Genomic DNA, 13,096 nt, shown 5'->3' on the forward strand with positions numbered 1-13,096 from the left:
TGTTCATTGTATCATTGTTTTATGTGTGAGGTGAAATGAAATGATTCGTGTGTTATTTGTTTGTTTAGGAAACATTTGTCGTTCTCCGATGGCGGAGGCGGTATTTCGGCATCTTGTGAAGCAAGAGGGGTTTGATCACGTCATTTCTGTTGACTCAGCAGGGACAGGAAATTGGCATATTGGTAAGCCGCCTCATCACGGCACACAGCGCATTTTAACAGAAAAACAAATCGATTTTACAGGATTGAAAGCACGGCAAATTAAAAAAGAAGACTTTCATACATTTGACTATATTATTGGCATGGATAGCGATAATATCGCTCATCTTCGCCGTCTTGTCAGCGATGATTGTCGTGCTGTGATTGCTCGCTTTATGGACTTTGTGCCAAACCGTCGCGTAGATGATGTACCAGACCCGTACTTTACAGGAAATTTTGAAGAAGTGTACGAATTAGTAGAGGAAGGATGTAAACATATATTAGAACGCATAAAACGAGATCATTCGTTGTAAGGAGGCATGGCGATGGGAAAGGGGAAATGGCTTGCATTGGCTGGTGTCGCTTTGTTGCTAGCGAATAAAAAAGCGCGTCAAGTGGTAAAAGAAGCGTGTCGTGAGTGGATGGATGATGTGGAAGGAGTAAAAGAGACAGTCCGTCAAACAAGACAACATGTCGACGAAATAGTGAATGATTTGCAGTTTATTGTGAATAAACTAAGTGAAGTAAAAGAAACAACGCCGCAAGTGATGGAATGGATTGGGGAGCTGATTCGCAAACGCTCGACATAAGGAGCGAGGTGGTGAAAGATGATTATTAGCTTTTCCGTCGTTCGTGAGCTCATGAAACGGTTCGATGAAGATGAAGTGTTCGACTTGTCGGCTGAGTTGGCGTATTTCTTTTTACTTTCGCTATTTCCGTTTTTACTGTTTTTGCTGACGTTTTTATCGTATTTGCCCATCCCGCATGAAGATGTGATCGCTTTTTTAAGTCAATATGCTCCGAGTGAAACGGTACATTTAATCGAAACAAACATTCAACAGCTCATGAAATCACAAAGTGGAAAATGGTTATCGTTCAGCGTTCTTGCGACCGTGTGGGCGGCATCGAACGGGATGTCAGCCATTATTCGTGCTTTAAATCGTGCATATGATGTGAAAGAAACGCGTTCCTTTCTTGTTGCGCGCGGTATTTCTATCTTACTTACATTTGCCATGATTTTCGTCATTATTGTCGCGCTTGTTTTCCCTGTATTCGGTAAAATGATTGGCACGTTTCTTTTTTCAGCGTTTGGGCTTTCGGACGTTTTTTTACGCATATGGGAAACGATTCGTTGGTTCGTTAGTTTTATCATTTTATTTTTTGTTTTTTCTGTGTTGTACGTTTTTGCGCCGAGCAAATATGTTCGTTTTCGCGACGTATGGAGTGGTGCGCTGTTTGCCACAGTCGGTTGGATGGTTGTCTCGCTTGCTTTTTCGTATTATGTGAATCAGTTCGGTAACTATTCGGCGATGTACGGTAGTCTAGGTGGCATTATTGCGTTAATGGTTTGGTTTTATTTGTCCGGCATGATGATTGTATTAGGTGGAGAGTTAAACGCCATTTTTTGTTGTAAACGAGAAGGAAACATGCGCATACGGTAGACATTCCCTCTTATAGAAAAGCCCTGTTTAATCCATATTACAAATGAACGTCGTTATAAAGGGGGAATATACGTGACGAAAAAAACGAAAAAAGACGGCGGGACAAAACAAAAGGGAAAAAGCCGTCCGAAACATAAAACGAGCAGTAGCGCAAACGGACAAAACGGATATCATTAAAAAGAAAAGGGATGTGTTGCACATCCCTTTTATTCTGCAATTTCTTCGTGATGATAATATGTTTGGTTGTAAATATGTTCGATTTCTGCATCTGTCATATAAACAAGTTGTTCTTGATTAAAGCCACGCAATTTTGTAATAAACTCAATCATATTTTTTCTTTCTTCTCTACTCATCATGATCGCTCTCCCCTCTGTTTTAAAACAGTTTATTTTGTTTAATTGTATTATATAACAGTGGTTCAAAAAGCGTCAACGTTTTTTTCTTGTTTTTTAGAAAAATATTTTGAAAATTTTGTGAACGGGCGCTGGGCGAATAGTAAAAAAAGCAAAAGAGAGCTCATGGTAAAGAAAAATAATTCCTCTTGCTTTTGTAATACAACGCCACCGATTGCAGGACCGCATATGCTCCCAATACTATATAGCATACCGCATAAAATGTTGCCGACAGGAAGAAGCGACGTTGGCAACAAATCCGCCATATATGCCATGCCGAGTGAAAAAAGCGAACCGACAAACATACCAGCAACGAAAAACGTTGTTGTTAGTTGCACAGGAGAAGAAAACCATGTAGCGATAGCAAAACAAAGGGCACCTACGGCTAATGAAATCATAATCATCGTTTTTCGTGAAAAGCGATCGCTTAACGTTCCGAGCGGAAGTTGAAAAGCGATGCCGCCAAGGGCAAATGCAGGAAGCATCATCGCAACTGTCTCAACACTTAACTCGTTTCTTAACGCATAAATCGGAAACATGCTATGAAGCGACGCCTCTAAAAAGCCGTAGCCGAACGGCAACAACAAAGCTGGCCAAGCTTGTTTCCAAGCTTGAAAAAAGCGTGTCGCTCCAACTTTTTCTGCTTCTTCCGTTTCTGGATACATATGTGGCAAGAAAAATAATAATATCCAGCCACATAAGCTAAGCAAAGATGAAACGATAAACGGCAACGCTTCATGTATGTGGACGAGCGGAACGAGAAGCGGTCCGATCATAAAGCCGACGCCAAACGATAAACCATATAGCGAAATGTCGCGACCGCGCCGATGAGTAGGAGAAGCGTATGTAATCCATGTTTGCGAACCGAAATGAAGAATGTGATCGCCAATTCCGATGAATAGCCGAAGCATAAACCAAAACAATAACGAAGATGAGATCGGAAAAATCGCCAAGGAAACGATTACGATCGCTCCACCGGCCATAATTAAACGTTTAAAGCCGTAGCGACGAAGCGGACGCTCTAAAAAAGGTGAAACGACAAGAACGCCGATGTACATCGCTGTTGCATGCATGCCGCTAAGCGACGAATGAATACCATTTTGTTCAAAAATGATAGAAATAAGCGGCAACAATAGCCCTTGAGAAAGACCTGAAATCATGACGATGCTAACTAAAATAAAAAAATGACGTTGTTGCATAATTCCCTCCTGTAATATGTTCACTATGTTCGATATTAAAGCGTTTCACGAGAAGAAGCAACAATGGCGGATTTTTTTTATGGAGAGGATAAATTGTTGACTTTTGAAAAAAATAACGATGAACGATGTAATAAAGAAAGGAGTTTACGCATGAAAAGATGGTTTGCTTTAAGTATGATGTTCATTTTCTTCTGTATTCCAACGGTTAGCGAAGCAACTGTCAAGCTCCCGTCATCGGTTATTGACATTTCAAAAGAAAATACGTATCCGAATCCGACGCAAAATTTGCCTTATTTGCAACCAAGTGAATTAGCGAAACAACTGCTTCAATCGGCGAATGTGAAAATTGAAAATCCGGAATTAATTCGTCTTTTAAATGAATCGTCGATTTCGAGCACGCCGTTTGCGATCGGTTATGAAGCAACGATTTATTTAGGACAATGGCCGTTGAATTATGAATCGACGGAAACATCGACGAATTGGGAGTATCAAAAAGTAAATACAAACTTCATTGACAATCGCGGTGGGAAAACAGCCGCGCGACTGACATATCGACAAGAGATGCAAAAACAAGTGCGGGGTGGGCTAACCGCAAGCATTCCGAATGAAGAAGATGTGAAAAAAATGATGTTATTAACAGCGATGAAAAAAACAAACTTGCCGCTCTCGTTTAGTACGTGGATCGGCATCGGGACGAAAAAAGAACAAGCATATAACGTCCCGCCGAAAAAATTAGGATATTTATACGCCTACGCTCCTGCGGTAAACGAAAAAGGAAAAGTGACGTACGGTGAAGTATATATCGTCCTAAAAGGAAACAAAAAGAGCATTGTCGTAAAAAACGTGACGTCGCAAGGGATTGGTGCTTGGATTCCAGTACAAGACCGCCTATCATTCGCATTTGTCGCAAGCGACGTACCGAGATGATGAAAAAAGCTTGTCGAGCGCCCCGACAAGCTTTTTCGTCTTACCGTTCAATTTTTGCTTTTCTTGTTGTAAAATCGACATTCGGATAATAGCGGTTTTTCACAAGCACATTTGGCCCTAAACATTTTACCACAGGGCAATGGCAGTTCAATGATTTGGCTAAGTCGGATGCCATCCATTTGTCATAAGCAGAAAGAAGCGAGTCGGTTTGAATGTTGCCAAGCGTCGGTTCATCGCCAAAATCAGTGACAATAATGTCGCCTGTAAAAATGTTTACATTTAAACGTGAACGTCCATCAGGGTCGTTTCGTACCGTTACATTTTTACTCTCGTATAAACGTTTTAATAGCGCTAAATCTTCTTCGTTGTCGCTACATGGATAAAAAGGCAACGTACCAAACAACATCCATACGTTCTCGTCCCGTATATCAAGTAAATGATGAATCGTCTCACGCAATTCATCTAACGTTAATGTTTCTAAACTGCTAGCGAAGTCGCTCGGATACATCGGATGTACTTCATGACGTTTACAGCCCATTTCGTTTACAATTTGGCGATGAATCGTTTCTATATGTGGACGCGTCCGTTTATTTAACATCGTTTCAGCTGAAACAATGACCCCCATGTTTGAAATGGCACGCGCGTTTTCGATCATGCGTATAAAATAGCGCTCGCGTTGTGCGACGGTTGGTTTTTTCTCCATCATCGCAAATCCGCCTTCAATGAAATCATCAATCGTGCCCCAGTTATGCGAAATATGTAAAACGTCTAAGTAAGGAATAATTTTTTCGTACCGTTCTAAATCAAGAGTTAAGTTAGAGTTTATTTGTGTGCGCACTCCGCGTTCATGTGCATATTTTAACAACGGCACGACGTATTGTTCGACCGATTTCAGCGAAAGCATCGGCTCACCGCCTGTAATGCTTAACGAACGCAAATGTGGAATTTCGTCAAGACGGCGAAGAAGAAGATCGAGTGGTAGCGCCTCAGGATCTTTCGTGCGCAACGTATAACCGACGGCACAATGTTCGCAACGCATATTGCAAAGTGTCGTTGTTGTAAGTTCGATATTCGTCAACTGCATGCTTCCGTACTGTTCAACATCCATATATGCTTCCCAAGGATCAAATGTCGGAGTAATCGCTTGACGCAACAATGTTTCCATAACCAAGCTCCTTTTATTTTAAAATAGGACTAACGATTATTATGCAAACGAAATGGAATGATTGTCAATGATGTTTCGATCGTGTACGATAAAGAAAAAGCGAGGTGACGATGTTGGGCAACGCAGTATCAGATCAAAATCTACAACTAACATATTTAAAAACGCGCTTAAATATGTTTCTTGAAGTGCTCGAAGCTCTCGATCCAGAAACGGCTGAATTAGAAGATATTGACCGCCTTATTCAAATGATTGATGATTTAGAAATGAAATACGAGCGGTTTAAAAAAGATTGGGAAAAAAGTCGCTAAGCGACTTTTTTTCATGTTCAAAAAAGAGGTATAATACAGATGGAGAATTCGAAAAATTGTTACATATTGAACAAAGGGGAAGGGAAATGGTGATGGAAAAGTTTCAAGAAAGTATGTACAAGCTAATTGTTGAAACGTCAACAAAGTTGCCAAAAGATGTACGACGTGCCATTGCGAAAGCAAAACTGCGTGAAAACGCAGGAACGAGAGCAGCGATGTCACTTGCTACGATCGTGCAAAACATTCAAATGGCCGATGAAAACGTATCGCCGATTTGCCAAGATACAGGGTTGCCGACATTTAAAATTAAAGTGCCGGTTGGGGTTAATCAAATTGAAATGAAAGAGGCGATTCGCCGAGCGATCGCTCAAGCAACGAAAGACGGGAAACTGCGTCCAAACTCGGTCGATTCATTAACAGGTGAAAATAGCGGCGACAATTTAGGGATCGGGTTGCCTGTCATGAAATTTGAACAATGGGAAAAAGATTACATTGACGTTCGCTTAATTTTAAAAGGTGGCGGCTGTGAAAATAAAAACATTCAATATAGCTTGCCGTGCGAGTTAGAAGGGCTTGGCCGCGCAGGCCGCGATTTAGATGGCATTCGTAAATGTATTTTACATGCGGTATACCAAGCGCAAGGGCAAGGCTGTAGCGCAGGATTTATTGGCGTTGGGATCGGCGGCGATCGTTCTGCGGGGTACGATTTAGCAAAAGAACAACTATTTCGTCCTGTTGACGATGTCAATCCGAACGAAGATTTGCGCAAACTAGAAGAATACATTATGGAAGCTGCCAATAAACTCGGTATCGGCACGATGGGATTTGGCGGAGAGACGACTCTTCTTGGCTGTAAAATTGGCGTCATGCACCGCATCCCAGCCAGCTTTTTCGTTTCTGTCGCATACAATTGCTGGGCGTTTCGCCGTTTAGGCGTCATCATTGATCCACATACAGGCGACATTCAAGAATGGTTGTATCAAGAAGGAGAAAATGTCGATTTCAAACAAGAAGAAACCGAAATGACAAGCGAAGCGCGTGAAGTTGTGCTTGAAGCGCCAATTACGGAAGAGCAAATTCGCTCGCTAAAAGTAGGCGATGTCGTTCGCATTAACGGCATGATTTATACAGGACGCGATGCGATTCATAAACATTTAATGGATCACGATGCTCCTGTTGATTTAAACGGTCAAATTATTTATCACTGTGGACCGGTTATGTTAAAAGATGAGAACGGCAAATGGCACGTCAAAGCAGCTGGTCCGACGACAAGCATTCGTGAAGAGCCGTATCAAGGAGAAATTATGAAAAAATTCGGCATTCGCGCTGTCATCGGAAAAGGTGGGATGGGGGCGAAAACGCTCGCCGCGTTAAAAGAACATGGCGGCGTGTATTTAAATGCCATCGGTGGTGCAGCGCAATATTATGCTGAATGTATTCAATCAGTAGAAGGCGTCGACTTTTTGGAATTTGGAATTCCAGAAGCGATGTGGCATTTGCGTGTGAAAGATTTTACAGCTGTCGTCACGATGGACTCGCACGGAAACAGCTTACATGAAGATATCGAAAAATCGTCGCTCGAAAAATTAGCTCAATTTAAAGAACGTGTATTTTAATGGAAATCCGTCTAGCGTTAGCTAGGCGGATTTTTTATGCTTCTTTTTGCACAACCTATCATTGAAATGAATATGGAGGTGCAAGCAGTGAAAAAAACGATCATCTTCTTTCTCTTCTTTTTATGTTTGCCGTTTAGTCAAATAGAAGCGATGTCATGGGGATTTAAGCGAAGTGAAAATCATCTCCCTCCTTCTGCAGGAAAACAGTTAGATGAACTACTTGCTAAATACGATGCGTTTTATTTAGGTAATCCAACAAAAAAATATATTTATTTAACGTTCGATAACGGATACGAAAATGGTTATACGGCACAAATTTTAGACGTGCTCAAACAAAAAAAAGTTCCCGCTACGTTTTTTGTGACCGGCCATTATTTGCAATCTGCTCCGGATCTCGTGAAACGGATGGTAAACGAAGGGCATATTGTTGGCAACCATTCATGGCATCATCCTGATTTAACGACCGTTAGTGATGAAAAATTGCGCGAAGAGCTTGAAATGGTTAGAAAAAAAACAGAGTTGTTGACGGGGCAAAAACATATGCGTTACATCCGCCCTCCGCGCGGCATTTTTGATGAACGGACGCTTGCGGTCGCACGCGAACTCGGCTATTATCACGTCTTTTGGTCATTAGCGTTCGTCGATTGGCACATTCACGATCAAAAAGGATGGCAATACGCTTACAACAACGTGATGAAGCAAATTCATCCCGGGGCCATTATATTGTTGCATACAGTGTCTAAAGACAATGCCGATGCGCTCGGTAAAATCATTGACGATTTGCGAAAAGAAGGATACGTTTTTAAAAGCTTAGACGATTTCATGCTTGAAAAAATGAATGTCCCTTCTTGGCTTTTTTCCCTTTGACGATGTGCAAAGGGATTTGTTTTGATACAATGGGGGAAAGAGGTGAAGTTTAATGACCCCATACGATTTTACACGTGTATGTGAACGGCTAGCACGTGATCCGCTTGTACGCATTCAACATAACGAAATCGCTGTTCCGCTGTATGTAAAAGAAACACCGGTTGTTGTATATGTGAAAAGCACCGGAACAAAAGAGAAGCCATCGTTCGTTGTGTCGTGTGATAACGAACAGCATAAAGAAGAAGCGATTGCGCGCATTTCGCACATTTTTCATTGGGACAGGTCACTTGCCCCTATCCACGACCATTTTATGCAAACCAATTTACGAGACTTATTTATCGCTCACGAAGGAACGCCGATTGTATTGGAGTTTGATTTATATTTTTGCTTAATCAAATGCATCATCCACCAACAAATTCATATGAAAGTCGCTTATCGGCTCACCGAACGTTTTGTGCATACATTCGGCGAACGCCTCGGGGATTTATACATATATCCTCGGCCAGAACGAATCGCTAATGCTTCATACGACGAGTTGCGCGCTTTATCTTTGAGCGAGCGAAAAGCACAATATATTGTTGATATTTCGCGTCTTATTGTAGAAGGGAAGTTGCGTTTAGAAGAGATGCATTCGCTTTCCGATGAAGAAGTGGCGAAACAGCTTCTTTCTATACGCGGCATCGGTCCGTGGACAGTGCAAAACTTTTTATTGTTTGGTTTAGGTCGTCCAAATGTGTTTCCGAAAGGAGATGTTGGCTTGCAACGAGCGATTGAACGATGGTTTCAGCTTGATCATCGTCCGACAGCAAAGGAAATGGACGAATTTCGACAAATGTGGGAACCGTATGCAAGCTACGCAACATTTTATTTATGGCGAAGTATTGAATAGGAGAGAGAATCATGCTACAGCAAGGACAACAATTTCCACTAACAATTAAACGGCTCGGCATTAACGGGGAAGGAGTCGGTTATTTTAAAAAACAAGTCGTGTTCGTTCCGGGAGCGCTTCCGGGAGAAGAAGTCGTCGTTCAAGCGACGAACGTATACCCGACGTATGCGGAAGGAAAAATCGTGCGCATTCGTAAACGATCCCCACACCGTGTCAAACCGCCTTGTCCTGTATATGACCAATGTGGAGGCTGCCAACTGCAACATTTAGACTACAACGCGCAGCTTGAAGCAAAGCGCGATATTGTCATTCAAGCGCTGGAACGCCATAGCCGACTAAATATTGAAGCGCTCGATATTCGTCCGACGATTGGGATGGACGACCCGTGGCATTATCGCAACAAAAGCCAATTTCAAACAGGAGTGAAAAAAGGGCGTGTCATCGCTGGACTTTACAGCATGAACTCGCACGAACTGATTGACATTGACCGTTGCTTCATTCAACATGACGCCACAAACCGCGTCACAACGGTCGTCAAAACGATTTTACAAGATTTGCGTATTCCGATTTATCACGAGCGAAAGAAAACAGGCGTTGTGCGCACAATCGTTGCCCGCGTTGGGTTTTATACAGGCGATGTGCAACTTGTCATTGTGACAGCGACGAAAGAATTTCCGCGCAAAGAACTATTTGTAGCAGAGGTGAAGCGCCGGCTGCCAGAAGTGAAATCAATCGCGCAAAACATAAACGGGCAAAAAACGTCGCTTATTTTTGGCGACGAAACGATCGTTCTCGCAGGAGAACCGTACATTCAAGAAGTGCTTGGCGACTTATCGTTTGAACTATCTGCCCGCGCTTTTTTCCAGCTCAATCCGATTCAAACGGTCAAGCTATACGACGAAGTGAAAAAAGCAGCTGCGCTCACGAAAAACGAACGCGTCGTCGATGCGTATTGCGGCGTCGGCACAATCGGGCTTTGGCTTGCCCGCGAGGCGAAAGAAGTGCGCGGCATGGACACGATCCCTGAAGCGATTGACGATGCGCGTCAAAATGCCAAACGTCACGGCTTCACAAACGTCACATATGCGGTCGGAAAAGCGGAAGCGTTGTTGCCAAAATGGGTGAAAGAAGGTTGGAAACCGGACGTCATCGTCGTCGACCCACCGCGAACAGGCTGCGACAACGTCTTGTTAAAAACGATTTTACAAGTGAAACCAAAAACGGTCGTGTACGTTTCCTGTAACCCATCAAGCCTTGCTCGCGACATTGATACACTTGCGAAACAATACCGTGTCGAATACATTCAACCGTTTGACCTTTTCCCACACACCGCGCATGTCGAAAGTGTGGCGAAGTTGGTGAGGAGGGTGAAAAATAATGAATGAATTATTGCATTGCATTGAAAAATATCTCAACGGTAAATTATCTGCGGAACAGTTTTCCTATGAATTTCCTTCCATATACCTTTTTTATATTGATGAAGGAAACATTGATGAGCAGTATGTTGATGCTCTCGATGATATTTCTGAAGCTTGTGGCTGGTATGAACCGAATCCGTTGCATAGAAAAGATGACGATGGCTATATTGGGGAGGGAGAACTACGGAAAATTGTTTTGGAGAAGTATAAAATGTTGCAAAGCACATAACCGAACATGGTTACGTGCTTTTTATGTTTTTACCCTATAATGGAATGGTGTCATTCGTTTTTCCGACATTTATAAGTAATCTTAACAATTTCATCTGTGGTAACGTAAAACATATCATCGTCTTCATCTACGCGTTGGCAAAAATATTTCGGTTCTGTCGGAAAAATTTCTAAAACAGTAGCTTCTGTTCCGACTTTTAGACGTATGACATCCAATTCTTCGACAATCATTTGTCTCTCCCACGCTTTTCGTTAAGGATTGTAATCGATTTTATTTCGTTTTCCGATACACCTAAAAGGTAGCCTTCCCTTTTTGTTTTTTCGTTTGTAATCACTAAACTGTCTATTCCATCCTCATTGTCCTCACCGTCACAGTAATCGAGGACATATCCTTCTAACACATCTCCGTCTTTATATACAATTCGTACATTTTTTTTCAACATATTACCATAATTTCATGACAGTCCTCCTTTATTTTTTGTGCATTAAATTTAAAACAGCTTTAACTGCTCTGAATTGTGCATAAGCTCATGAAGTTTAGCGACAACAGGGGCATTGTCGATATTTATCATCATTTGAATGTCATCCACATCTTTAATCGTGTAAAATTGTTTAGCAGGGATAAAGTATACTAATACTTTTTTGTTTAACTTGGTAAGATTAATGATGTTATTCAATGTTCCTTTACTTTGTCCGTTCCAAATCATAAAGCCGTAGTCTGCGTTTTTAGCCATCTCTATATCTTTGGCTGCGTAATAATCAAATCCTTTTTTGTGTGGTTCAACCTCCACCTTCTCTACTTCCCATTGCCCAATATTATTTCTTGCCTTTCCATTTGTTGCATAAACTTTAACATTTCGATAATTCAACGAATGTAAAAACTTTTGAACTTGTTTATCTACCCCATTCGCATCCCCGACCAAAACAGTGAAATTGTTGTTTATAATGTTGAACAACCTTTCTTTCACTTGTTTATTCAAAATGGAGACTGCCCGTGGGCCAGCGACAAATACCTTCATTTCAATTCACCTTCTCGTTTTTGTTATTGTAAGGACGTATACATTTTTAACATTCTCATCTGTTTTTAACACTCTCACAGTTTCATGCAATGTTGTCCCACTTGAGTATAAGTCGTCTACAACTAATATATTGACCAATTTTAAAAATCTTTTTTTTCGCACAATCGAACCTGATATTTCTGATTTATCAAATTTATTTAGATTTTTTGCTTGTGCAGTATTTGTTTTTTCTAATATGTCATTATATGAAGGTACACGTAAATAGTCTGCAATCTGTTTACTTAGTTCAAAAACAGGTTGAAATGTTCTGTTACGATTAGATGGAGGAACAGGGAGGACTACATCTACTTCCTTTAAGGCATCCCAACGAGAAATAAATTGTGTGATCAGGTTCATTATTTCTGCTAACTTCTCCCTATCTTGATTATACTTAAATTGATACAATAACTCACCTAAATAACTTCTAGTTGTTTGAAAACGATTGTGTCCCCATTCATCAATACCGATGAACTCGCTCGCAATTGAATGATAATCTAAGGCATATCCTTCTTTCCAAATACCAATCAATCGAATAGGATTGATTTTGCGCAACAAGGTTCCCTCCCGCTTTCTCGCTTTGCATATTTCTTCGACAATAGCTATCAAATTCCTTGTATATTATTGTAAAAATATGCAAAAGAAAATCGAAAGTTTGCCTAACGCTGTGGAAGAGCGAAGAGGTCAAATGTTACTATCAAAAAGAAGCGGTGTTAGCTGTATGCGATGCGCTCGAGAAAAAACAGCGCAAAGCGTTGCTTGTCATGGCGACAGGAAGCGGCAAAACGCGAACAGCCATCGCGATTGTCGATGTGCTCACGCGCCATAATTGGGTAAAAAATATTTTGTTTTTAGCAGACCGTAAAACGCTTGTCACGCAAGCGAAAAATAACTTTAGCCACCTTCTTCCGAATTTAACGCTATGTAATTTGCTTGACAACAAAGATAATCCAGAGGAAAGCCGCATGGTGTTTTCGACGTACCCGACGATGATGAACGCGATTGACGAAGCGAAGCGAAAAGACGGCAAACGACTCTTTACCGTCGGACATTTTGACTTAATTATCGTCGATGAGTCGCATCGCAGCATTTATCTCATATTTCGCACCTTGGTAGAGCGGAACAAAAGGATTTTTTATTCAGTTTTTTAGAATAACTTTTAAACCAACACCAAAAGCGATGGCATCCTTTTTTTACCATCTCTGATCGTTCTTTATCCCGTTAGACGTAAATGCTCTCGTCCATCCCTAATCCTTGCAAAATCCTTCGCTGCTCGTACGTGAGCGGTTGACCTAACGCGCGTTGAATTCGTCCATCCGGCAGTTCCAACAGGACGACTCTGACATACCAAAATAATTGAAAAATCGCTTGTCCGGTCGGTCGGGTCAGTTTC

At 41.5% G+C, this 13,096-nt stretch carries 16 protein-coding genes and 2 pseudogenes; 11 read left to right on the forward strand and 7 right to left on the reverse strand.

From position 1 onward, the window contains the following. Positions 1 to 40: 40 nt before the first annotated feature. From JV16_RS10285 to JV16_RS10295, 3 genes are read left to right on the forward strand one after another with little or no spacing between them, the layout of a single operon-like run. On the forward strand, positions 41 to 511 hold the full coding sequence (locus JV16_RS10285) for a low molecular weight protein-tyrosine-phosphatase (protein WP_021093952.1): 471 nt from the start codon (positions 41 to 43) through the stop codon (positions 509 to 511). Between the two features lie 12 nt (positions 512 to 523). Further along, a complete protein-coding gene (locus tag JV16_RS10290; RefSeq protein WP_042535671.1) occupies positions 524 to 787 on the forward strand; it encodes a hypothetical protein in 264 nt (87 codons plus the stop codon). Between the two features lie 18 nt (positions 788 to 805). Next, complete coding sequence (locus JV16_RS10295) at positions 806 to 1,639, forward strand: YihY/virulence factor BrkB family protein (protein ID WP_042535673.1); 834 nt, start codon at positions 806 to 808, stop codon at positions 1,637 to 1,639. A 206-nt stretch (positions 1,640 to 1,845) separates the two neighbouring features. Here the strand turns inward: JV16_RS10295 and JV16_RS10300 are convergent, their stop codons facing one another. Both JV16_RS10300 and JV16_RS10305 read right to left on the reverse strand, forming a co-directional pair. Continuing rightward, positions 1,846 to 1,992 carry a BH0509 family protein gene (locus tag JV16_RS10300; RefSeq protein ID WP_033383638.1) on the reverse strand — a complete coding sequence of 49 codons (147 nt, stop codon included), beginning with the start codon at positions 1,990 to 1,992 and terminating at the stop codon, positions 1,846 to 1,848. A 65-nt stretch (positions 1,993 to 2,057) separates the two neighbouring features. Next, entirely contained in the window at positions 2,058 to 3,230 is a 1,173-nt protein-coding gene (locus tag JV16_RS10305; RefSeq protein WP_021093955.1) for an MFS transporter, read from the reverse strand. Positions 3,231 to 3,404: 174 nt separating this feature from the next. Between JV16_RS10305 and JV16_RS10310 the strand changes: the two genes are divergently transcribed. Next, positions 3,405 to 4,157 carry a YfkD famly protein gene (locus JV16_RS10310; protein ID WP_235045424.1) on the forward strand — a complete coding sequence of 251 codons (753 nt, stop codon included), beginning with the start codon at positions 3,405 to 3,407 and terminating at the stop codon, positions 4,155 to 4,157. 40 nt (positions 4,158 to 4,197) lie between these two features. On the opposite strand, the gene yfkAB is transcribed toward JV16_RS10310, so the two are convergent. Next, positions 4,198 to 5,322, reverse strand: a complete 1,125-nt coding sequence (gene yfkAB, locus JV16_RS10315; protein ID WP_021093957.1) for a radical SAM/CxCxxxxC motif protein YfkAB — start codon at positions 5,320 to 5,322, stop codon at positions 4,198 to 4,200. Positions 5,323 to 5,435: 113 nt separating this feature from the next. Here yfkAB and JV16_RS10320 point away from each other — a divergent pair, with 113 nt between their 5' ends. From JV16_RS10320 to JV16_RS10345, 6 genes are all read left to right on the forward strand, one after another. Further along, positions 5,436 to 5,630, forward strand: a complete 195-nt coding sequence (locus JV16_RS10320; protein ID WP_026011859.1) for an SE1561 family protein — start codon at positions 5,436 to 5,438, stop codon at positions 5,628 to 5,630. 92 nt (positions 5,631 to 5,722) lie between these two features. Continuing rightward, positions 5,723 to 7,246, forward strand: coding sequence for a fumarate hydratase (locus JV16_RS10325; protein ID WP_035062910.1), 1,524 nt, complete (start codon positions 5,723 to 5,725; stop codon positions 7,244 to 7,246). Between the two features lie 36 nt (positions 7,247 to 7,282). Continuing rightward, entirely contained in the window at positions 7,283 to 8,113 is an 831-nt protein-coding gene (gene pdaA / locus JV16_RS10330; protein ID WP_021093959.1) for a delta-lactam-biosynthetic de-N-acetylase, read from the forward strand. Positions 8,114 to 8,165: 52 nt separating this feature from the next. Then, a complete protein-coding gene (locus tag JV16_RS10335) occupies positions 8,166 to 9,002 on the forward strand; it encodes a DNA-3-methyladenine glycosylase family protein (protein WP_021093960.1) in 837 nt (278 codons plus the stop codon). A gap of 11 nt (positions 9,003 to 9,013) precedes the next feature. Next, positions 9,014 to 10,387, forward strand: coding sequence for a 23S rRNA (uracil(1939)-C(5))-methyltransferase RlmD (gene rlmD, locus JV16_RS10340; RefSeq protein WP_021093961.1), 1,374 nt, complete (start codon positions 9,014 to 9,016; stop codon positions 10,385 to 10,387). Then, positions 10,380 to 10,649 (forward strand): hypothetical protein, encoded by a 270-nt coding sequence (locus JV16_RS10345; RefSeq protein ID WP_021093962.1) that lies wholly within the window; start codon positions 10,380 to 10,382, stop codon positions 10,647 to 10,649. Before rlmD ends, JV16_RS10345 begins: the two co-directional genes overlap by 8 nt. Positions 10,650 to 10,699: 50 nt before the next feature. Here JV16_RS10345 and JV16_RS10350 read toward each other — a convergent pair whose 3' ends face one another. From JV16_RS10350 to JV16_RS10365, 3 genes are all read right to left on the reverse strand, one after another. After that, positions 10,700 to 10,879 (reverse strand): hypothetical protein, encoded by a 180-nt coding sequence (locus JV16_RS10350; protein ID WP_021093963.1) that lies wholly within the window; start codon positions 10,877 to 10,879, stop codon positions 10,700 to 10,702. A gap of 260 nt (positions 10,880 to 11,139) precedes the next feature. Next, positions 11,140 to 11,667, reverse strand: coding sequence for a hypothetical protein (locus JV16_RS10360; RefSeq protein ID WP_021093964.1), 528 nt, complete (start codon positions 11,665 to 11,667; stop codon positions 11,140 to 11,142). 6 nt (positions 11,668 to 11,673) lie between these two features. Then, the gene (locus JV16_RS10365; protein ID WP_042535677.1) at positions 11,674 to 12,258 is read right to left on the reverse strand and encodes a ComF family protein; all 585 of its coding nucleotides are present in this window, start codon (positions 12,256 to 12,258) and stop codon (positions 11,674 to 11,676) included. A 137-nt stretch (positions 12,259 to 12,395) separates the two neighbouring features. Between JV16_RS10365 and JV16_RS10370 the strand changes: the two are divergent. Beyond that, positions 12,396 to 12,821, forward strand: a pseudogene (locus tag JV16_RS10370) (DEAD/DEAH box helicase family protein); the annotation flags it as partial. A 103-nt stretch (positions 12,822 to 12,924) separates the two neighbouring features. Here the strand turns inward: JV16_RS10370 and JV16_RS15285 are convergent. Further along, a pseudogene (locus tag JV16_RS15285) lies at positions 12,925 to 13,096 on the reverse strand (IS1634 family transposase); the annotation flags it as partial.

This window comes from Anoxybacillus ayderensis, assembly GCF_000833605.1.
GTDB lineage: Bacteria > Bacillota > Bacilli > Bacillales > Anoxybacillaceae > Anoxybacillus > Anoxybacillus ayderensis.

Excerpts from the sequence above, each read along its gene's own strand:
- JV16_RS10285 (WP_021093952.1), top strand. The coding sequence starts at position 41 with ATGATTCGTGTGTTATTTGTTTGTTTAGGAAACATTTGTCGTTCTCCG.
- JV16_RS10290 (WP_042535671.1), top strand. The coding sequence starts at position 524 with ATGGGAAAGGGGAAATGGCTTGCATTGGCTGGTGTCGCTTTGTTGCTA.
- JV16_RS10295 (WP_042535673.1), top strand. The coding sequence starts at position 806 with ATGATTATTAGCTTTTCCGTCGTTCGTGAGCTCATGAAACGGTTCGAT.
- JV16_RS10300 (WP_033383638.1), bottom strand. The coding sequence starts at position 1,992 with ATGAGTAGAGAAGAAAGAAAAAATATGATTGAGTTTATTACAAAATTG.
- JV16_RS10305 (WP_021093955.1), bottom strand. The coding sequence starts at position 3,230 with ATGCAACAACGTCATTTTTTTATTTTAGTTAGCATCGTCATGATTTCA.
- JV16_RS10310 (WP_235045424.1), top strand. The coding sequence starts at position 3,405 with ATGATGTTCATTTTCTTCTGTATTCCAACGGTTAGCGAAGCAACTGTC.
- yfkAB (WP_021093957.1), bottom strand. The coding sequence starts at position 5,322 with ATGGAAACATTGTTGCGTCAAGCGATTACTCCGACATTTGATCCTTGG.
- JV16_RS10325 (WP_035062910.1), top strand. The coding sequence starts at position 5,723 with ATGGAAAAGTTTCAAGAAAGTATGTACAAGCTAATTGTTGAAACGTCA.
- pdaA (WP_021093959.1), top strand. The coding sequence starts at position 7,283 with ATGCTTCTTTTTGCACAACCTATCATTGAAATGAATATGGAGGTGCAA.
- JV16_RS10335 (WP_021093960.1), top strand. The coding sequence starts at position 8,166 with ATGACCCCATACGATTTTACACGTGTATGTGAACGGCTAGCACGTGAT.
- rlmD (WP_021093961.1), top strand. The coding sequence starts at position 9,014 with ATGCTACAGCAAGGACAACAATTTCCACTAACAATTAAACGGCTCGGC.
- JV16_RS10345 (WP_021093962.1), top strand. The coding sequence starts at position 10,380 with ATGAATGAATTATTGCATTGCATTGAAAAATATCTCAACGGTAAATTA.
- JV16_RS10350 (WP_021093963.1), bottom strand. The coding sequence starts at position 10,879 with ATGATTGTCGAAGAATTGGATGTCATACGTCTAAAAGTCGGAACAGAA.
- JV16_RS10360 (WP_021093964.1), bottom strand. The coding sequence starts at position 11,667 with ATGAAGGTATTTGTCGCTGGCCCACGGGCAGTCTCCATTTTGAATAAA.